We start from the raw sequence: 19380 nt of genomic DNA, 5'->3' as shown, positions 1-19380 counted from the left end.
GATGACCGACGACGATCGCTTCAGCAAGGACTTCCGGGACCCGGACAGGGATCGGCACCACATTCAGCGCAGTGAGATCATCACGGGCCCGGTTACGGACTGGGGGACTGACTTCTCCCATCTCGACCCAGAGTGGCTCGCCGATCCCTACCCCATCATGGACGACCTGCGGGAGAGGTGCCCGATCGCGCACACCGACCGGTTCGGGGGTGCGTGGCTGCCGACCCTGTACGAGGACATCGCGGCGATCGCCTACGACACCGAGCGCTTCTCCTCGCGGTCGGTCACCCCGGATGATTTCCGCCCGGCGCGTGATGTGGCGCCCGTCGGTGAGACGCCGCCTCTTTCCTCCGACCCGCCGTTCCACCACACCGCGCGCAAGCTGCTGCTCCCCGCGTTCACCAAGACCGCGGTCGGCAGGCTGGAGTCGGGTACAAGGGCGTTCTGCCACTCCCTCATCGACGAATTCGAGGGACGGGACGTAGTCGACGCCGCCCGTGACTACGCAAGCCAGATTCCGAGTCGGGTCATTGGCGACATGCTCGGCTTCCCGCCGGAGGACCGAGAGCAGTTCCGTGATCTCTTCGGGGACCCGCAGAACGACCTGTCGGCGCGTGACAAGCGCATCGAGTACAGGGGCAAGATATTCGTCTACCTGCTCGCGCAGGTCAACGACCACATTGAACACCCGCGTGACGACCTCACCACGTACCTTCTCAACGCGGAACTGAACGGCCGCAAACTCGATCCGAATCACGTCATCGGGATGATGGCCCTGCTGTTCGCGGCCGGTGTCGCCACGACCTATGCCGCGATCGGCGCGTCCTTGTGGCATCTCGCCGGAAACCCGCAGGACCGTGAACGGCTCCTCGCCGAGCCCGGGTTGCTGCCGACCGCGATGGAGGAGTTCCTCCGCGCCTACGCGCCCGTCACCATGGCCCGGCTGGTGAAGGAGGACATGCACTGGCGCGGCGTCGACATGAAGGCGGACGACTGGGTCCTGCTGTCGTTCCCGTCCGCCAACCGCGACCCGGCGCAGTTCGACCGGGCCGGTGAGGTCATCATCGACCGCGAAGCCAACCGGCACGCCACGTTCGGCCTGGGCATCCATCGCTGTTTGGGTTCGCACCTGGCCCGCATGGAACTCAGGGTCGCGCTGGAGGTCTGGCTGGAGCGGATCCCGAAGTTCAGCCTCCAGGACGAGTCGGCGGTGGTCTGGGGCGGGAAACAGACTCGAGGACCACACACTCTTCCCCTTCGCATCCGTTGACGGATCTGGTGGACGCTGGTTGCGCACAACGTGTCCGGGCGGGTTGACGTGTCATCGCGCGTTGTTGCGTCGCCGCCTCCGACGTCGCTCCGGCTCCCTTGCGGCCGGTGCGGTTCCCGGGCAGTGCGCCTCAGAGCTGCCGGGGGTCACTGCGGCGCTGTTGGTGGTCACTGCGGCCGTCCTCGGCCGAAGCCGCGGCAGCCGCCGCCATGACCGTCTCGACGATCTCCGAGCGCGTATCGGGAAGTTCCGTCAGGCCGACGCCCGGCGCCTGCCTCCGGATCGCCAGGTCCGGGGCCATCTCGCCGTCCGAGTACGCGAGTTGCCCCGGCCCCTCGGTTCACCGGCGCCCAGCTGTCCACCCGGGACAGGTTCTGGATGACGAGCCCAAGAGCCCTCGCCCGCGCCGACCGCGTGCGTACAACGACCTGTCTTCCGCGCCCGCCGAGCCCGGACCGACGCCTGCTGCGCCAGGCTGACGCCTGCTGCGCCGGGTACCGGCGTCCGCTGCGTCGTACCGCCCGCTGCGCCGAACCGACGCCTGCCGTGCCGGACCGCTCTGCTGCGTCGTACCGACGTCCGTTGCGTCGTACCGCCCGCCGCGGCGTACCGACGCCCACCGGCCGACCCCAACAGCGGGCAGCGAGCAGTGGGCAGCAGGCAGCAGGCAGCGGGCTCCAATGTCCGGCGACAGCAGTGCCGAGCGACGCAGGCGCAGGCCCCGCAGGATCGCGGCCGGATGGCGTCGGGCTCCTGGAGGGAACCGCGCCACAGCCGCGTCGACCCGGCGCAGCCCGCCCGGTCACCGCACGCGTGAATCGCAGAGGAGCATGGCGCATGACAGTGACCGTCGACCTCAACCGGTGCCAGAGCTACGGCCAGTGCACGATGATGGCCCCGGACGTCTTCCGTTTCAGCGGCGAGGAGTCACTGGAATACGATCACGTACCGCCCGCCGCCGAGGACGAGAACGTCGCGCGCGCGGTGGCTGCCTGCCCCGTCCAGGCCATCACCGTCGGGCAGCCGAGCGCCCTCGCCGGGGTGCGCAGACGGGGAGGCCCGGTGGCCGCGGGCCAGGGCGGGGGGCCGCGCCGCATTGTCGTGGTCGGGGCCTCCCTCGCAGGGCTGCGAGCCGTCGAGGCGCTCCGCGACGAGGGCTTCACCGGGGACATCACCGTCATCGGTGACGAGCCGCACGAGCCGTACGACCGGCCGCCGTTGTCCAAGGCGGTACTGACCGGGCGGCTGGACATCGAACACGTGCTGATGGCCCGCCCCCGCGACGCCGGCGTCCGCTGGCTGCTCGGCACCGCCGCGGGGCTGGACGCGCCCGGCCGCCGGGTGATGCTGGCCGACGGCCGGGTGGTGCCGTACGACCGGCTGCTGATCGCCACCGGCGTCCGTGCCCGGGAACTGCCCGGGCAGGACCCGGCAGTTCGCGGGGTTCACCGGCTGCGCGGCAGGGACGATGCCGAACGACTGCGGGCCGACCTGGCCGCCGGGCCGCGGCGGGTCCTGATCGTCGGGGGCGGTCTCATCGGTTCGGAGGTCGCGGGGGCGTGCCGGAGCCTGGGGCTCCCGGTGACCCTGGTGCACCGCGGCCCGTCGCCGCTGTCGGGCGCGCTGGGCACCATCGTCGGCGGCCACGCCGCCGGCCTCCAGCGGGACGCCGGCGTCGACCTCAGGCTGGAGAGCACGGTCACGGCGCTGGAGACGGACGGGCGAGGGAGGCTGCGGCGTGCCCGGCTGTCGGCCGGCAGCGGCGTCGACACCGATGTCGCCGTGATCTCCCTGGGCGCGGTCGCCAACGTGGAATGGCTGCGTGGGGCGGGGCTGGAGGCGGGGCCGCGCGGCGTGGTCTGTGACGCCAAGTGCCGGGTGCTCAGGAGCGACGGGTCGGCCGACGAGGAGATCTTCGCGGCGGGCGACGTGACCCGCTGGCCGCACCCGCTGTACGACGGGCGGCTGATCTCGCTGGGTCACTGGGGCAATGCGGTGGCGCAGGCGCAGGCGGCCGCACACAACATGACGTGCGCACCGTCGAACCGCCGCGACTACGCGCCGCTCCCGGCGTTCTGGTCCGACCAGTTCGGCGCGAACATCAAGGTGGTCGGCGTACCCTCGCTCGCCGACAGCACGGTCCTGACCCAGGGCAGCCTTGCGGACGGCCGATTCGTCGTCGCATACGGGCTCCACGGGCGGCTGGTCGCGGCGGCCGCGGTCAACTCGCCGCGCGTCCTGGACGGTTACGCGGCGCTCATCCGGGCCCGCGCCCCGTTCCCGCCCCGGATCAATGCGGGCGACAGCCCGCCCGAGCTGATTCCGCAGGATGCGGGATTCTCCGGTGCCGCGGGCGGCGCACCACGGCCCCTGGTGCCCTCGTCCCCGCTGCAGTGAGGAGACCGACATGACGACGGCCGCGGTTCCCGACGCCACCGAGCTGTTCTCGTGGCTGTTGCAGCCGCGCAACCGCCCGGATCCGTATCCGTTGTGGGAGCGTCTGGCCCGGCATCCGGTCGCGCACACCGCGGACGGCACCTACCTCGTCAGCGGCTATCACGACATCACGCAGTTGCTGCGCGATCCCCGTGTCAGCTCCAACCGGCACGTCGAGCAGACGCCCAAGGGGCGCACCGTGGCGAGGGGCGAGGACGGCAAGCCCGTCGGCAGGCGGTTGCTGACCCAGGATCCGCCCCTTCACGACAAGCTGCGGCGGCAGATCATGCGTCACCTGATGCCCAGGATCACGGGGCTGCGTGACCACATCGAGTCCCTCGTCGCCGGCCTGCTCGACGCGCACGCCACCGACGGCCCCGGGCAGCTGGACGTGGTCGCGGACCTCGCCTATCCGCTGCCCGTCACGGTCATCTGCGAACTGCTGGGCGTCCCCCACGAGGACGAGCCCGTCTTCAGCGAGTTCGCCCGCCGGCTCACCCGGGGACTCGACCCCGCGGAGAGCCTGACCGAGCAGCAACTCGACGAACTGCTCGGCACCCGCCTGCGGATGCGCGACTACATGGTGGACCTGGTCCGGAAACGCCGGGACAGTGCCCGCGACGACCTTGTGTCCGCCCTGCTGGAAGGGGGCGGGGACGACGGCCCGATGGCTGTCCCCGACCTGATCTCCAACCTCGGACAGCTGCTCGTCGCCGGACACGAGACCACTGTGAATCTCATCGCCAACGGTACGCTCGCCCTGCTCAGGCACCCGGACGTGCTCGGCCGGCTGCGGGACGAGCCCCGTACCGCCACCCTCCTGGTGGAGGAGGTCCTCCGCTACGACCCGCCGGTCCAGATGGTGGGTCGCAGCGCGCTGACCGACATCGAGGTCGGCGGCGCCGTCATCCCCCGCGGCTCCCGGATGCGGCTCCTGCTCGCCGCGGGCAACCGCGATCCCCGCCGCTTCGCCGATCCCGGGGAGTTCCGACCCGAGCGGGCCGGGAACGCCCACATCACCTTCGGGGGCGGCCTGCACTACTGCGTCGGGGCCGCACTGGCCCGGACCGAGGCGCAGGTGGCGCTCACCGCGCTCGCCCGGCGCCTGGACGGTCCCCGTCTGGTGGCGGACCCGCCTCCCTACCGGGACAACGCGATCCTCCGCGGTCCCAACCGGCTGTCCGTGGCCTTCGACCGCCTCGCGCGGTGACAGGCCCTGCTTCCACGCCGGTCGGCGGACCTCTGACGGCTCACTGCGGGGGACTTGGCGGGGCTGCGATTCGTCACTGGGGGAGACCGCGCCGTGCCGGGACGGAAGAACCCCGGCGGAAACGGCGCCGGACAGAGCGCGCGGTGCTCGCCGCCAGGGCCCCCGGGCCGCCGGGCCGCCCCCCGGTCTTCGGGTCGCCGGGCCCCCGGGGCTCCGGCCCCCGACCGCCGGGCCTCGGGCCCCCGGCCTCCGGGGCTCCGGCCCCCGGCCCCAGACCCCTCGACCTCCGGCCCCCGGTCTTCAGGCCAGCAGTGACGACCGCGGACGGCCAATGGCGTCGGAATGGAAGACCCAGTTACCCCGCAGTGGCCGGCCGAAGGCCGGCCGCCCTTTACGCGGCCGCCCGGCGCCGGGAAGCATGAACACCGTCGGCATGCGGCAGACCCCCACGCCGAGAAGACTGCCTGCGAACATCCCGCCCGCCGGGCGCCGCACCCGCCTGGTGCGAACCCCGTGATCGCGACGTGCCGCGACATGGAGCCGGGCGAAGGGCGCGACGGGCCCGGCAACGACGAAGAGGCGGCGATCGGGAGGGTGACCGGATGAGCCTGGCGGACGAAGCGAAGGCGCCGATCAGTCGGGCGGACCGCTTCTTCATCGGCGGGCAGTGGGTGGTGCCGTCGTCCGATGCCACGATCGACGTGATCGACTCCGCGACCGAGGAACTCTACTTCAGGGTCGCGGAGGCGCAGGCCGCCGACATCTCACGGGCCGTCGCGGCGGCGCGGGAAGCCTTCGACGACGGCCCGTGGCCGCGGCTGACGCCGGCGGAGCGGGCCGGGTACCTGCGAGCGATCGGCGCGGAACTCAGGCTGCGCGGCGAGGACATCGGTCAGGTCTGGCCGCGTGAGTCCGGTGTCCTGCACGCCTTCGCCGCGTACGCCGGCGCTGGAGCGGATGCCACCTTCAAGCGATACGCCGCGATGGCCGGTACGTTCCCGTTCGAGGAGCCGGTCAAGCCGACGGCCGGCGGGCAGTTCGGCATGATCGTCCGCGAGCCGGCCGGCGTGGTCGGCGCAATCATCCCCTGGAACGCCCCGATGGGGCTGATCAGCAACAAGGTCGCCCCCGCGCTGCTGGCCGGGTGCACCGTGGTCCTGAAGTCGTCGCCCGAGGCGCCGGGGGAGGGCTACCTGATCGCCGAGGCCGCCGCGGCGGCCGGGCTGCCGGCCGGCGTGCTCAATGTCGTCACCGCGGACCGCGAGGTGTCCGAACTGCTGGTGCGCGACCCGCGGGTGGACAAGATCACGTTCACGGGGTCGACGGCCGCGGGACGGCGTATCGCCTCGATCTGCGGCGAGCGCGTGGCCCGCTGCACGCTGGAACTCGGCGGCAAGTCCGCCGCTGTGATCCTCGACGACATGGATCTCGAGACGGCCGCACGCAGCCTCTCCCGGGCCGAGTGCATCCTTTCCGGGCAGGTCTGTTCGTCGCTGACCCGGATCGTGGTCACCCGCTCGCGGCACGACGAGCTGGTCGAGGCTCTCGCCGGCATGTTCTCCCAGGTGCGCGTGGGGGATCCGTTCGACCCGCAGTCGCAGATGGGGCCGCTGGCGGCCAGCCGGCAGAGGGACCGGGTCGAGGGGTACATCGCCAGGGGCGTCGCGGACGGGGCCACGCTGGCCACGGGCGGCGGCCGCCCGAAGGGCATGGACCGCGGCTGGTACGTCGAGCCCACCGTGTTCGGCAACGTCGACAACCGCTCGGTCATCGCCCAGGAAGAGATCTTCGGCCCCGTACTGTCCGTCATCCCGGCAGCCGACGAGCAGGACGCGATCCGCATCGCCAACGACACCATCTACGGTCTGAACGCGTCCGTGTTCACCAACGACGTCAACCGGGCCCGTGAGGTCGCGCGACAGCTGCGGTCCGGCACCGTCGGCCACAACGCGGTCCGTAACGACTTCGGCATCGCGTTCGGCGGGTTCAAGCAGTCCGGCATCGGCCGCGAAGGTGGTCGCGAGGGACTGCTGCCCTTCCTCGAGACCAAGACGGTGATCCTGGAGGGGCGGCCGGCCGGGTACGAGAGCACGGTCCTCTGACGACGAATCCGCCTGCCGGCGGCCCGTACGGGTCTGCGCCGGAGTTACCCCGCAATGGCCGGGCGATGGCTGCCGGCCCTTTACGCGACCCGCGGTGCCGGGAAACATGGAGAGGTAACGACGACATGGGTTACAGGTTTACGCTGGTTCTCAACCGGGAGATAACGGACGACGAGTCCGAGAGCCTGCTAAAGGCTGGTTGCGCTGAAGCGGCGATCACGACCACCACGCACCCGACCAATGCCGACTCCCTGGTGACGCAGTTGGACATCGATACAGAGGCGGCGACATCACTCGCGGAGGCGATCCAGGCTGCCCTCGACGCGGTGACCACCGTGCCCGACCTGAGTGCGCCGAGCCTCACCGTTCCACCGCAGTCACATGGCAGTTCGGGCCAGGACGAAGCAGCATCGGCCGGACCTGCCGATGCGGCCGGACCTGCCGCCCTTGAAGCCGGCAGCAATGCGGCTCCGGCACAGGACGTCGCGACGAAGGCTGAGGATACCGCGGGGTCGGATGCGCCCGCGGAGCCAGAAAAGTAGACCGGAGGAGCGGCCCGTCCGACGGTCCGTCAATCCCAGTGGTCCGTCCGGCCGTTGAGCCGCTGGGAAGCTGGGACGAAGGCGGCCCGGCGGCCGCTTCCACCGCAGGGCGGAGTGCCGGTGGGCCCGCACAGTCGTGAACCGACCGGCACGGGCCCACCCGGCAACGCGAACGACTCAACGGCGCAGGCCAGTTCCTGTGGCCGGGCCGATGCGGTCGGACACCACCGCCAGGACCTCGGCGATCTCCTTGACGAGAAAGAAATGCCCGCCGGGGAAGAGCTTGAACTCGAAGCCGCCTTCCGGCGCCTGCTTCTCCCAGTCCATGACCTCCTCCACACTGGCCTGCTGATCCCGGTCCCCGACGATCGCAGTCACGGGGCAACGCAGTGGGTCGCCTGCGACGTAGCGGTACCGCCCGACGGCCCTGTAGTCGCCGCGGATCGTCGGCAACACCATTTCCAGCAGTTCCTTGTCCTCCAGCACCCGGGCCTCCGTGCCGCCCCGCGACCGGATCTCCGCGACGATCCCGTCGTCGTCAAGCAGGTGGTACGTTTCCTCGTGGTAGCGGGTGGGGGCGCGTCGGCCGGACACGAACAGGTGCGCAGGCTGGCCCGGACGGTCCCGCTGAAGCCGCCGGGCCACCTCGAAGGCGATGAGGGCGCCCATGCTGTGACCGAACAGGGCCAGCGGACGGTCCAGCGACCCGGCCAGTGCGCGGGCGACATGGTCCGCCAGGGAGGGTATGTCGTCGATGCAGGGCTCGGCCCGCCGGTCCTGGCGTCCGGGATACTGCACCGCGAGAACGTCCACGGCCGGAGCCAGCGCCCGCGCCATCGGAAGGTAGAAGGCGGCGGAGCCGCCCGCGTGCGGGAAACAGACCAGGCGGCTCCCCGCGTTGTCGGCAGGCTCAAATCGCCTGAGCCACAGGCTTACATCGCTCGATACGTCGTCGATACCCATGCGGTCCCTCCTGGCGTTTTCGGTCAATGTCCGGTCCTGAGAACAGGCGGACGTGCGCTGCGCCGCTCATCGGCGGGCTGTTCGGCGAGCCCCGGAGCGACATGCCACCCCATGACGGATCCACCGGTCGTTCCGGTTCACGTGCCCTCCGGGAGCGCCGCCCAGCCGTGCACGTCGTCCGCGGGCAGCAGCACGCTGACCGTGACCTCGACCACCGCGTTCTCCGGAATGCCGCCCCCGCGGCGGCTGATCCTCTCGATCAGCGGCGACGTGTGCTGCCCGCCCATGCCGGCGAGCAGCCCGCGCAGCTTCTGGATCTTGCCCGGACCTCCGATGACCATTTTCACCCGGTCCGGCCGGTGTGGCTCCGGAAGGAGTTCGACCGCGTCCCACGCGCCGTCGCCGACCCGCTCGTACCGGACGCAGCACTCGGTGGCGCGTTTGGTCTCCTCGCCGACCCAGACCCGTCCCGCGGGGGCGGCGCTGGCCAGTTGGAGGCACCGGCCGACGACGGCGCTGTCGAGGCCGCGCAGTGTGCCGTCGCCGGGGTGGTAGCTGAGGATCGCATCGGTGGACACGACGGCGACCTTGACCACCACCTGCGGTGCCCCACTGTCGGCGGCGTCGTGGACGGACCGGGCCTGCTCGAGCGCGTCACGGATCGCCAGGCCGGCATCGACGGCCCGGTCGGGGGCGTGGTCGGCGTCGTCGAACACGATCCAACTCACGGACGCAACCCTGCTGATGACCACTCCGCCGTACCGGCTGACCTCACGGTCCACCGTCGCGGCCACCATGCCTAACGCGTTCGCCGTCTCGGCGAGGTCCGCCCCGGGCCTGCGCTCCACCTCACCGACGACGGCCATCAAGGTGGCCAACTGCCCCTGGGCCAGGGGCACAACGTTGTCATCCTTGGGCGCGGGCTCCGGGCGGCGGGGCCCGGCCGTCACGTCCTCGGATAACGCGGCGGCCTGCACGGCCTTGTCGGCCAGGGTGGCGGTCGGCCATGGCACCCCCGCGATGCCACTGTCGCCAAGCGCGGGCATGGCACCGCCGTGCCAGTCCAGTCGCACGTCCTGGTTGAGGATCAGGTGTTCGAGTTCCTGGAGTTCACGGCTCGGCTCCAGACCATGGGTCTCGATCAGCGACACGCGGGCGCGGCGGTAGATGTCGAGCGCGTCCAACTGCCGTCCGCACCGGTACATCGCGAGCATCAGCTGCGCCACGAGGCGTTCGTGGGACAGCTCTCGTCCGGCGACGAGTTCGAGTTCCGCGACCACCTCGCGGTGCCGCCCGCAGGCGAGTTCGGCGTCGAACAGCTCCTCGACGGCGACGAGGTGCGTGTTCTGGACCGCGGCGGCCTCGGGCCACGTGCCACAGGTCTCGGTCAGATCGGAGAGGACCGGGCCCCGCCAGACGTCGAGCGCGTCGCGGAGCGCTCGGCGCGCGGATTCCCAGTCGGCTTGGGCGGCGTACGAACGGCCCCGTTCGGTGTGGAGCGTGAACAGGTTCAGGTCGATGGTGCTGGGTTCGACGTGCAACAAGTACCCGGGCGTGTGGGTGAGAAGCACGGGCGGGTCGGCGCTGCCGCCGTCGCAGGCCAGCATGCCACGCAGAGCAGACGCCGCATTCTGCAGCATCTTCCGGGCCGTCGGCGGAACACCGTCGGCCCAGAGGGAATCCAGCAGTTTGCTCGACGGCACTATCCGGTTGGCTTTCAGCAGCAGCATGCCCAGCATCGCGCGCTGCTTGATCCCGCCGAGCGGTACGACTCTGTCCTGGGCAACGACTTCCAGCGGGCCCAAGATATTGAACTGCATGTCGGCCTCCCGTCATCCGCGACGCAGTTCGTCCACTGTGGGAAGGTCTGTATAGGGGCAGGAATTGAAGGACTGCCGGAATTGATGGACTGCCGGTTTGGTTCAGGGGCGCGCGGCGGTCATCCCGCGGCCCTTGCGGACGCCGTTGGCGCCGCGCATGAGCGTGTACGACCCTGTGTCAGAGGGCGACACCGGTGTGGGAACGGACTGTGGCGAAGTCGCGCACTGTGCCGGCCATCCGTCCCACCGGGGATCTTGATGTGGTTCTTCGGCTTCCTGATCCCGCACTCACCGGCGCTGACGCCGAAGGCAATTCGGGATCGGGACAGCACGCACGGGCACTGTACCCTGCCGCACGCCTCGATGGTCCGGACATAGACCGGAAGCCGCCGGAATCGCCGGGGACGGCGAGGCCGCGGCGGGCGACAGTGCGGGCCGTGGCCTGTGCGGAGAACATCATCTGTGGCCGGTCCGGCATCGATCCCATGCTCATCTCTGTCGTCCCCTCACCAGCCGCTGGGGTCCCACGAATGTGACGCGAAGGCGGGGGGTATCTGTTCCTTGCCGATCTCCTTGCAACCCTCTACTGCACCCCTACCTACATCCCCATCTGCATCCCTCAAAAACCTTGATCCCCGCGAAGCGATTGAGGCGTGAATCACATCACGGGGTGTCCGCAATGTGCCCCTGAAGTGTCGGGTCGGATCACGATTGGCCCACACCTGGTCTACGTTCAGCAAAGCCTTGGCACATTTCGTGTACCGCCGTCACCGCTGTCCCGTGGGCCGCGAGCACCTCAACTCCGCCCAGTGGAAAGCCTTTTGCCGCCCGTATAAGACGTTCGCCGGGTCGTGCCGGGCGGCGGGAACCTCAACCCGTGCAGGCCGTGCCCGCCCCGACGTCCGGGCCTCGTCGTGGTGTACGCGCCCTCACCCGTCTCAGGCCGACCGCCGCCCCGGGCCGGCTGCGGCGGGGGCGTCGGCCAGTTGGTTGAGCAGCTGAGCGGCCAGGACGAGCAGTTGCTGCTCGACCGGACTGAGCACGCCGAGGGCGCTGCCGAGCCATTCGGCCCGCTGCGCGAGATCGTCGGACAGCGCCTGGGCGCCGGCGTCGGCGATCGAGAGGATCGAGGCGCGCCTGTCGGCTTCCGAGCGCTCCCTTGTGATCAGGCCGTCAGCCTCCAGCTCGCCGAATGTCCGGGTCAGGGCCTGGAGTTGCTGATGCTCGGCGAGGGCCACCGCGCTCGGGGTGCAGGGCCCGTTCCGGCGCAGGTGGCCCAACACGATGATCTTGTTCGCGCTCAGGGCGCCGGGCGGGCGCTCGTGGCGCAGCCGGGAGCCCAGCCGGAGCAGACCTTGGAGCAGGGCATGGGCGCAGTCATCGGTGTCCATGAGTTCAATACTAAACAGACATGTAGTATTAGAGGAGTGTGTGTGGCTCCAATAGGGCGATGAGTCGTCCAAGCGAGGTAAGAATGTTAAGCAGAATCTACCATTCGGTAGTGGCGATGATCGCTGTGCTGGGCTCCTTCTTCACGGCGGTGGAGATCGCGCGCCTCGCCGCGGGATACCCGGCGGCGGTGCTCGGGGTGCCGGGCGTGATCTTCGCGTTCATGCTGTCGCGCCGCCCTGGCGGTGAGCCGGTACTGGAGAAGCTCGGGTCGGCCGCCGCGCTCTCGGTCTTTGCGGGGGCGAGCGTGTGGATCGGTTCGCAGATGGCCGGGCACCCCGTGATCGGCGGGGCGGTGTTCGTCGTGCTGATGGCGGGTTCGATCTGGGCCAGGCGGTTCGGAGCGGTGGTCACGCGGCTCGGGGCGATGGTTCCGCTGGCGCTGATCGCCTGCCTGCTGACCGCCGGGTCCGGTACGGGGCACGTGTCGTGGTGGCCGATCTGCGGATGGATGGCGCTGGTGGGGCTGAGCGCCTTCGTGTGGGTCCGCGTGGTGCGCTGGGTCGCCGAGAAGCTGACCGGCGTCGCGGGTCCGCAGTCGCCGCAGGCCCCTGCCAAGCGGTCGCCCCAGCGCCCGGGGATGTCGACGAGCACGCGGATGGCACTGCAGATGGCGGTGGCGCTGACCGCCGCGTTCTCGTTCGGGCACCTGCTGTTCGGTGAGCACTGGCAGTGGTGTGTGATCAGCGCGATGGTCGTCAGCCTCGGCACGGTCGGCCGCGGGGATCTGGCCCTCAAGGGCGTCGAGCGCGGACTGGGCGCGATGGCGGGCACACTGGTCGCGACCCTCATCACCGTGGTGGCCGCACCACACGGCACGACCAGCATCGTCTTGATCTTCGTGGTGCTGGCACTGGCCTCGGTCCTGCGCTCCTACAGCTACGCCTACTACGCCGCGGGCATCACGACGACGCTGTCCCTGCTCTACGGGTACTTCGGCGAGTCCGCCCAGCACCTGCTGCTCATCCGCCTGCAGGCGTTGGTCCTGGGGGCTGTGGTGGCGGTGGCCGTGGGGTGGTTCCTCGTGCCGGTGCGGGCGAGCGACGCGCTGCGCGCCCGGCTGGTCATGACACTCGGCGCCCTCGGCTCGCTGCTCGAAGCCCGCCACAACGGGGCTTCCACTGCCAAGGCGCTCGCCGCGTTCGACGACGCGGCCAACCGCCTGGACTCCAGCGCGCGTTCGCACCGGCTGCACCGGGCGGCCGCACAGAAGCTGGGCACAGGGTACGGCACCACCCCGGCCGACGCCGGCGAGGCGCTGCTCGCAACCCGCCGCCCGGTGCACGCCCTGGCCGCAAGCGAGCCCGGCCCGCGCGAACGCGCCACCGCCAAGACCGTCGGGCTGCTGCGCCGCGCGCTGTCGGCCCCGGCCGACCCGCTGCCCGACCTGCCGGAACCCGCTCCGACGGCACCGCTGGCCGATCTCGACGCCGCACTGCGGCAGTTCGCCGCCGCGATCCCGGCCCTCGCCAAGCACCAGCCACCCAAGGCGGTCGAGTCCAGCGAGGCCCTCCAGCCGCCCGTTTCCACCACCTGACCCACCGGGCTTGCCTCCGCGCAAAGGGCGCGCAGCACCCCGTCGCGTCGGCCGCGCCGACTTCGACGCGATGCGCCAGGGCCGGAGCAACCAGCACCTGTGGCCGCGAAAGGTGCTGGATCCGGCGCCGACCCGGCACCGTGCCGATGTGGTGCTGACTCAAGACGGCATGCTCCGGTGTTCTCGCAGCCGTAGTGGCGGCTTCGTATATCAATAAGGCATGGGATCTTCAAAGTTCCCTCTTGGACATGAGTGGTCCTCTGCTGTTTCGCTGTCCGCGTCGAAGATCCAGGAAGCCGGCGACGGCTCGACCGGAAGGACCGTGCTCATGACCAGCCCCGACCCCCTGGCCCGACGCGGCCTGCTCAAGGCGGGCCTCGCCGTCACCACCGCGGCCATGGCCGCCGGTGCCCTCTCCGCGCCCGCCGCGTCCGCGGCAGCCGGTGATCAAAAGTCCGCAGCGGCGGGGGAGTTGAGTGCACTGGAGCGGCGGCACGGCGCCCGGCTCGGCGTGTTCGCGCGCAACCTGCGCACCGGACGGACCGTGGCGCACCGGGCGGGGGAGCGGTTCGCGATGTGCTCGACGTTCAAGGCCTTCGCCGCCGCGGCGGTGCTGCGCGATCACGGCGGCTGTGCCCCGCTGGACAAGGTGATCCACTTTCCGCCGCACGACATCCTGTCCAACTCGCCGCGCACCGCGGAGCACGTGGACACCGGCATGACGGTCGCGGACCTGTGCGCGGCGGCCATCCAGTACAGCGACAACGCGGCGGGCAACCTGCTGCTGCGCCAGATCGGCGGGCCGGCCGGACTCACCCGGTTCTTCCGCTCACTCGGCGACGAGGTGAGCCGGCTCGACCGCTGGGAGACGGACCTCGGCAGCGCGATCCCGGGCGATCTGCGCGACACCACGACCCCCGAGGCCCTCGGGCGCAGCTTCGAGCGGCTGACCCTGGGCCGGGCGCTGTCCGGTGCCGACCGCGCACGGCTCGTCGGCTGGCTGAAGGGCAACACCACCAGCGCCGCCCGGTTCGGTGCGGGACTGCCGCGCGACTGGGTGCTCGCGGACAAGACCGGCACCGGCGACTACGGCACCGCCAACGACACGGCAGTGGCCTGGACGACCCGCGGGACCCCGCTGCTGCTGACCGTGCTGTCGGCCAAGAGCGCCCAGGACGCGGCGGCGGACGACGCGCTCGTGGCGGAGGCGGCGCGCATCCTGGCCCAGGCGCTCGCCCCCGGCGAGTAGCCGTCCGGCCGGTCCCGGCGATTCTGTCATGTGAATGTAAATCATGTACATGACCGTTGACGCATACGTGGCGGCTCTCTAACGTCGCCGGCACGCTCGCCGCGTTCTCCGGCACCACGGCGCAGGCGGCGACCACGGCGTCCGAGGCCGCGGCGGCCTCCGTGCTGTACGTGTCGCCGAGCGGCACCGACGGCGCGGCCGGCACCCAGTCGGCGCCGACCACGCTCACCTCGGCCATCAGCCGTATCGCCGCGGGCGGCACGATCTATCTGCGCGGCGGGACGTACAACTACTCCTCCACGGTCACGATCCCGGCCGGCAGCAACGGCACTGCCGGCGCCCGCACCACGCTGTCCGCCTACCCGGGCGAGACTCCGGTGCTCAACTTCTCGGCCCAGAGCGAGAGTTCCTCCAACCGGGGCATCCAGCTCAACGCCGACTACTGGCACCTCAACCGGGACACGGGCCTGCAACTCGGCCGGATCGCCTCCAGCACCCCGAGCAGCCAGTGGCCGTCGAACAACCTCATCGTCAGCTCGGAGTCGCACGACAACATGGGCTCCACCGGCGAGAACGCCGACGGCTTCGCCTCCAAGTTCACCACGGGCACCGGGAACGCCTTCCGCTACGACGTCTCCCACAACAGCATCGACGACGGCTGGGACCTCTACACCAAGACCGACACCGGCGCCATCGGCCCGGTGACCATCGAGTACTCCCTGTCGTACGGCAACGGAACGCTCACCGACGGCACCACGAACGTCAACGGAGACCGCAACGGCTACAAGCTCGGCGGCGACGACATCGCGGTCGACCACATCGTGCGGCACGAGATCGCCTACAAGAACGGCCACCACGGGTTCACCTGCAACAGCAACCCGGGCACGATGACCGTCTCCAGCAATGTGAGCATCGACAACACCGAGCGCAACTTCTCCTTCGACAAGGGCACTTCGGTGTTCCGGAGCGACACCTCCTGTCGCTTCTCCGCCAGTGGCTCGAACGACAAGATCTCCGGCGACTCCGACAGGTCCGACCAGTTCTACTCCGGCACGAACGGCTCCCGCTGCTCCGCGTACTCCGGGGCCCTCGGCTGGTCCTTCGCCTCGGACGGACACCTCGTGGTGACCTTCGGCGGCAAGGTCGTGACGCCGTAGCCGCGCCACCGTCCGGAGCACGGCCTCGCGGGCCGTCGCCGCACGGCGGCGTCCCGCTCGTGCGTGCCATCAGGCCTGCGGACGTGTCCCGTCCGGCTCCACGGACGAGAGCTTGTCAGGGTTCGTGACGAGGTAGACCTCGCGGACCTGCTCGCCGCCCGGGTCGAGGTCCATGACCATCACCGCGTGCGGGGCGCCGTCCTCGAACACGACCACGGCCGCGTCGCCGTTGACGTCCCGGTGCTCGAACCGCAAGCCCGCCGCCGAGCGCGCCGCGTAGCCGGTCAGCGCCCGGGCCACCTTGTCCCGGCCGCGGATCGGCCGCAGCGCCGCCTGAGCCTTGCCGCCGCCGTCCGTCCACAGTGTCGCCCGCGGCGCCAGGATCTCCAGCAGCGCCCCGAGGTCCCCGCCGAGCGCCGCGGCCACGAACCGCTGCGTCGCCTGCCGCCGGACCCGGGGATGGGCCTGGTAGCGGGGGCGCCGGGCGCGCACATGGGCACGGGCGCGGTGCGCGAGCTGCCGTACGGCCGCCGGGGTGCGGCCGAGGATGTCCGCGATCTCGGTGTGCGCGTAGCCGAACACCTCGTGCAGCACGAACACCGCACGCTCCAGCGGGGTCAGGGTCTCCAGGACGACCAGCATCGCCAGCGACACGGACTCGGTGCGTGCCGCCTGCTCGGCGGCATCCTCGCCTCCCGCCGGGCCGTCGGGGCCGTCCGTGACAAGGGGTTCGGGCAGCCACGGGCCGATGTACGTCTCGCGCTGCCGGGCGATCCGCGCCCGCCGCGCGAGCGCCTGCCGCACGGTGATCCGCACCAGGTAGGCCCGCGGATGGCCGATCTGCGGCGGTTGCCCCACGCCCTCGGCGTTCGTCCGGCCCGCCCAGGACAGCCAGGTCTCCTGCAGTACGTCCTCGGCGTCGGCGACGCTGCCCAGCATGTTGTACGCCACCGCGAACAGCAGCTCGCGGTGGTGGAGGAACGCCTGTGTGGCGGCGTCCGCCCCCGCGGGCGTCCGGTGGTCGGTCATGGCATCTCCTCAACGACGTCTGCCCACCCAGAGGGGCCGAGGCCCCCGGAGTGTGACATCGGGGGGCGGGCGTGTGCCGTACGTCTCATCCCGCGCCGACGTTGTCACACCCGCCGCGGTCCGGGCCCTCTCGGTCCACGGCAGCAGCACCTCGCAGCGAAGGAGAAACCCATGCGACTCGTCGTCTTCGGCGCGAACGGGCCGACCGGGCGGCAGGTCACCGAGCAGGCGACCGCCGCCGGTCACACCGTCACGGCCGTGACCCGGCACCCCGACGCCTTCCCGCCCGGCGGGCCCCAGCTGCGGGTCGAACGGGCCGACGTCCTGGACGGGCCGGCGGTGGAACGCGCCGTCGCCGGGCACGACGCGGTGATCTCCGCCCTCGGCGTCCCGTACGGCCGTAATCCGGTCACGGTGTACTCGACGGGCCTCACCCACATCACCCGGGCCATGACCCACCACGGCATCCGGCGCCTGGTGTGCGTGTCCTCGACCATCCTGTTCGACGTGCCGGCACCCGGCGAGGGCGTCTTCTTCCGGAAGATCCTCGAGCCCTTCTTCGCGCGGATCGTCGGACGAACGGTCTACGACGACATGCGCCGCATGGAGGACATCGTCCGCGCGAGCGGCCACGACTGGACGGTGCTGCGGCCCGCCGGCCTCTTCGACACCGGCGAGGTGAGCGACTACCGGACGGCACCGGCCCGGCTGCCCGGACGCTTCACCGCCCGGGCCGACCTCGCGCACGCGCTGGTGCGCGAGGCCGTCGGCCATGGGCATCCGCGCACGTTTCTCGACGTGCGCACCACCGAGGGCACCCCGAGCCTGACCGACCTGATCAGGAAGGAGGCGTTCGGCAAGTGATCCGGACTGTCACGCCGGCCAGCCGCCGTAGGGGACGGTGATCAGCTCCATGGCGTGACCCGCCGGGTCCAGGAAGTACACCCCGCGGCCGCCGTCGTTGCGGTTGATCGTGCCGGGCTGCTTCCGGTGGGGGTCGGCCCAGTGCTCGATACCGCGCTCCTGGATCTTCGTGTACGCGGCCCCGAACTCCTCCTCGGAGACCAGGAACGCGTAGTGCTGGGGCGTGATCCGCTCCGCGGGGGCGGTGGCGAAGTCCAGCGTGACTCCGTTGCTCAGGGCGACCGCGACGAACGGACCCCACTCGCCGGCGATCTCCAGACCGAGCAGCTCCGCGAAGAACTCGGCGGACTCCCGGTTGTCCCGGGCGTGGACGATGGTGTGGTTCAACTCGACTGACAAGGAATGCCTCCAGGGCATGTCCTGACACCTCCATGCCTCACCCGGGCGGTGACCGGCACGCGATGCCGATCCCGATCTTAGTCCGGCGGACCGCGAACGGCTCCGCCGACCGTGCCGGATTCGGCCACGAGGTGCGCCTCCAGCTGGCGACCCCACTTAGAGGTCATCTCATTTGGCGCATTCGATAGGCTCCGGGTGTGGGGATCGTTGAGCGGCTGGTGCCGGATGAGCTGTGGGAGTTGTTCCAGCGAGTGGTGCCGGAGGCGCCGAGTCGGCCTCAGGGAGGCGGCCGGCGCCGGCACGGTGACAGGGAGGTGCTGGCTGCGATCGTGTTCGTGGCCACGTCGGGCTGTACGTGGCAGCAGCTGCCGGCCGCCTCGTTCGGACCGTCGGGACCCACGGCTCACCGGCGTTTCACCGAGTGGTCGAAAGCCCGGGTGTGGGCGAAGCTCCATCGCCTGGTCCTCGACGAACTCGGCTCCCGGGGTGAACTGGACTGGTCTCGCTGTGCGATCGACTCGGTGAACGTGCGGGCCCTGAAAAGGGGGGCCTGACAGGTCCGAATCCAGTAGATCGAGGCAAGTACGGTTCGAAGATCCACTTGATCACCGAACGGACCGGATTGCCCATCTCCATCGGCATCTCCGGCGCCAACCTGCACGACAGCCAGGCCCTCGAACCGCTCGTTCGCGGCATCCCGCCCATCCGCTCCCGTCGCGGTCCGCGCCGACGACGGCCGGCCAAGCTCCACGGCGACAAGGGCTACGACTACGACCACCTGCGCCGATGGTTACGCCAGCGCGGCATCCGGCACCGCATCGCCCGTAAAGGCATCGAGTCCTCCCAGCGCCTGGGACGCCACCGCTGGACCATCGAACGCACCATGGCCTGGCTCGCCGGATGCCGCCGCCTGCACCGCCGCTATGAACGCAAGGCCGTCCACTTCTTGGCCTTCACCAGCATCGCCTGCACCCTGATCTGCTACCGCAGACTCACCAAATGAGATGACCTCTTAGGGCGCTCCGGGGGGACGGTTACCGGTGAGTTTCCCAGTACCGCCAGTAACATGATGACCTTGGCTCCGGGTGTACCAGTCAGTCAACTCGGCGCCGTCCCGGTGACGCGCGCCCTGCCCGGAGATGTCCATGTCCTCTGCGTCCTCTGCGTCCTCTGCCAACGAAGCGCTGGAAAACGCGCGCCTCACCTACGAGCAGCACGTGCGGACGTGCCGTCAGTGTCATGCCGACGGCGCGGCCTGCGCCGTGGCCAAGATTCACCTGCGGGCCTACAACAACGCCCGCAGGGAGTACATGCGGTCGCAGGGACAGGGCACGACGATGGGCTGACGTGATG

General features: G+C 70.6%; 16 protein-coding genes and 1 pseudogene. 11 read left to right on the top strand and 6 right to left on the bottom strand.

The features are described 5' to 3' along the window. Position 1 precedes the first annotated feature (1 nt). Positions 2–1270 (top strand): cytochrome P450, encoded by a 1269-nt coding sequence (locus tag A6P39_RS06300; RefSeq protein WP_079133658.1) that lies wholly within the window; start codon positions 2–4, stop codon positions 1268–1270. A 130-nt stretch (positions 1271–1400) separates the two neighbouring features. On the opposite strand, the gene A6P39_RS06295 is transcribed toward A6P39_RS06300, so the two are convergent. Next, positions 1401–1571, bottom strand: coding sequence for a hypothetical protein (locus A6P39_RS06295; protein ID WP_159396154.1), 171 nt, complete (start codon positions 1569–1571; stop codon positions 1401–1403). Between the two features lie 536 nt (positions 1572–2107). Between A6P39_RS06295 and A6P39_RS06290 the strand changes: the two genes are divergently transcribed. The 4 genes from A6P39_RS06290 to A6P39_RS06275 all read left to right on the top strand — a co-directional run bounded on the left by A6P39_RS06290 (position 2108) and on the right by A6P39_RS06275 (position 7560). Continuing rightward, on the top strand, positions 2108–3667 hold the full coding sequence (locus tag A6P39_RS06290) for an FAD-dependent oxidoreductase (RefSeq protein WP_067052328.1): 1560 nt from the start codon (positions 2108–2110) through the stop codon (positions 3665–3667). Between the two features lie 10 nt (positions 3668–3677). Next, the gene (locus tag A6P39_RS06285) at positions 3678–4916 is read left to right on the top strand and encodes a cytochrome P450 (RefSeq protein ID WP_067052330.1); all 1239 of its coding nucleotides are present in this window, start codon (positions 3678–3680) and stop codon (positions 4914–4916) included. Between the two features lie 602 nt (positions 4917–5518). Further along, positions 5519–7018, top strand: a complete 1500-nt coding sequence (locus A6P39_RS06280) for an aldehyde dehydrogenase (protein ID WP_067052332.1) — start codon at positions 5519–5521, stop codon at positions 7016–7018. A gap of 125 nt (positions 7019–7143) precedes the next feature. Beyond that, positions 7144–7560: a hypothetical protein gene (locus A6P39_RS06275; RefSeq protein WP_067052334.1), complete on the top strand. Its 417-nt coding sequence runs from the start codon at positions 7144–7146 to the stop codon at positions 7558–7560. A 177-nt stretch (positions 7561–7737) separates the two neighbouring features. Here the strand turns inward: A6P39_RS06275 and A6P39_RS06270 are convergent, their stop codons facing one another. The 3 genes from A6P39_RS06270 to A6P39_RS06260 form a co-directional block, all read right to left on the bottom strand. Then, complete coding sequence (locus A6P39_RS06270) at positions 7738–8523, bottom strand: thioesterase II family protein (RefSeq protein WP_067052336.1); 786 nt, start codon at positions 8521–8523, stop codon at positions 7738–7740. 137 nt (positions 8524–8660) lie between these two features. Next, on the bottom strand, positions 8661–10343 hold the full coding sequence (locus tag A6P39_RS06265) for an AfsR/SARP family transcriptional regulator (RefSeq protein ID WP_067052338.1): 1683 nt from the start codon (positions 10341–10343) through the stop codon (positions 8661–8663). 938 nt (positions 10344–11281) lie between these two features. Then, the gene (locus tag A6P39_RS06260) at positions 11282–11734 is read right to left on the bottom strand and encodes a MarR family winged helix-turn-helix transcriptional regulator (RefSeq protein WP_067052340.1); all 453 of its coding nucleotides are present in this window, start codon (positions 11732–11734) and stop codon (positions 11282–11284) included. Between the two features lie 116 nt (positions 11735–11850). Here A6P39_RS06260 and A6P39_RS06255 point away from each other — a divergent pair, with 116 nt between their 5' ends. From A6P39_RS06255 to A6P39_RS06245, 3 genes and pseudogenes are all read left to right on the top strand, one after another. Next, positions 11851–13329, top strand: a complete 1479-nt coding sequence (locus tag A6P39_RS06255) for an FUSC family protein (protein ID WP_234379133.1) — start codon at positions 11851–11853, stop codon at positions 13327–13329. 397 nt (positions 13330–13726) lie between these two features. Beyond that, positions 13727–14578 carry a class A beta-lactamase gene (gene bla, locus A6P39_RS06250; protein ID WP_443053054.1) on the top strand — a complete coding sequence of 284 codons (852 nt, stop codon included), beginning with the start codon at positions 13727–13729 and terminating at the stop codon, positions 14576–14578. Between the two features lie 125 nt (positions 14579–14703). Further along, positions 14704–15735 (top strand): annotated as a pseudogene (locus tag A6P39_RS06245) (silent information regulator protein Sir2); the annotation flags it as partial. A 69-nt stretch (positions 15736–15804) separates the two neighbouring features. On the opposite strand, the gene sigJ reads toward A6P39_RS06245, so the two are convergent. Beyond that, a complete protein-coding gene (gene sigJ / locus A6P39_RS06240; RefSeq protein WP_067052345.1) occupies positions 15805–16764 on the bottom strand; it encodes an RNA polymerase sigma factor SigJ in 960 nt (319 codons plus the stop codon). 171 nt (positions 16765–16935) lie between these two features. On the opposite strand from sigJ, the gene A6P39_RS06235 reads away from it, so the two are divergent. Continuing rightward, positions 16936–17628, top strand: a complete 693-nt coding sequence (locus tag A6P39_RS06235; protein WP_067052346.1) for an NAD(P)-dependent oxidoreductase — start codon at positions 16936–16938, stop codon at positions 17626–17628. 9 nt (positions 17629–17637) lie between these two features. Here the strand turns inward: A6P39_RS06235 and A6P39_RS06230 are convergent, their stop codons facing one another. Further along, positions 17638–18027, bottom strand: coding sequence for a VOC family protein (locus A6P39_RS06230; RefSeq protein ID WP_067052347.1), 390 nt, complete (start codon positions 18025–18027; stop codon positions 17638–17640). Between the two features lie 203 nt (positions 18028–18230). On the opposite strand from A6P39_RS06230, the gene A6P39_RS06225 reads away from it, so the two are divergent. Continuing rightward, a protein-coding gene (locus A6P39_RS06225; RefSeq protein ID WP_275883977.1) for an IS5 family transposase occupies positions 18231–19030 on the top strand; the annotation gives its coding sequence in 2 pieces (ribosomal slippage) (positions 18231–18566 and positions 18569–19030; 798 coding nt in all). Between the two features lie 142 nt (positions 19031–19172). Then, entirely contained in the window at positions 19173–19373 is a 201-nt protein-coding gene (locus tag A6P39_RS06220) for a hypothetical protein (RefSeq protein WP_067044811.1), read from the top strand. Positions 19374–19380: the final 7 nt, after the last annotated feature.

Source organism: Streptomyces sp. FXJ1.172 (genome assembly GCF_001636945.3).
Classification (GTDB): Bacteria; Actinomycetota; Actinomycetes; order Streptomycetales; family Streptomycetaceae; genus Streptomyces.
This window is presented reverse-complemented; position numbering and strand designations above follow the sequence as displayed.

Coding starts and splice junctions, on each gene's coding strand:
- A6P39_RS06300 (WP_079133658.1), top strand. CDS start 2: ATGACCGACGACGATCGCTTCAGCAAGGACTTCCGGGACCCGGACAGG.
- A6P39_RS06295 (WP_159396154.1), bottom strand. CDS start 1,571: ATGGCCCCGGACCTGGCGATCCGGAGGCAGGCGCCGGGCGTCGGCCTG.
- A6P39_RS06290 (WP_067052328.1), top strand. CDS start 2,108: ATGACAGTGACCGTCGACCTCAACCGGTGCCAGAGCTACGGCCAGTGC.
- A6P39_RS06285 (WP_067052330.1), top strand. CDS start 3,678: ATGACGACGGCCGCGGTTCCCGACGCCACCGAGCTGTTCTCGTGGCTG.
- A6P39_RS06280 (WP_067052332.1), top strand. CDS start 5,519: ATGAGCCTGGCGGACGAAGCGAAGGCGCCGATCAGTCGGGCGGACCGC.
- A6P39_RS06275 (WP_067052334.1), top strand. CDS start 7,144: ATGGGTTACAGGTTTACGCTGGTTCTCAACCGGGAGATAACGGACGAC.
- A6P39_RS06270 (WP_067052336.1), bottom strand. CDS start 8,523: ATGGGTATCGACGACGTATCGAGCGATGTAAGCCTGTGGCTCAGGCGA.
- A6P39_RS06265 (WP_067052338.1), bottom strand. CDS start 10,343: ATGCAGTTCAATATCTTGGGCCCGCTGGAAGTCGTTGCCCAGGACAGA.
- A6P39_RS06260 (WP_067052340.1), bottom strand. CDS start 11,734: ATGGACACCGATGACTGCGCCCATGCCCTGCTCCAAGGTCTGCTCCGG.
- A6P39_RS06255 (WP_234379133.1), top strand. CDS start 11,851: ATGATCGCTGTGCTGGGCTCCTTCTTCACGGCGGTGGAGATCGCGCGC.
- bla (WP_443053054.1), top strand. CDS start 13,727: ATGGCCGCCGGTGCCCTCTCCGCGCCCGCCGCGTCCGCGGCAGCCGGT.
- sigJ (WP_067052345.1), bottom strand. CDS start 16,764: ATGACCGACCACCGGACGCCCGCGGGGGCGGACGCCGCCACACAGGCG.
- A6P39_RS06235 (WP_067052346.1), top strand. CDS start 16,936: ATGCGACTCGTCGTCTTCGGCGCGAACGGGCCGACCGGGCGGCAGGTC.
- A6P39_RS06220 (WP_067044811.1), top strand. CDS start 19,173: ATGTCCTCTGCGTCCTCTGCGTCCTCTGCCAACGAAGCGCTGGAAAAC.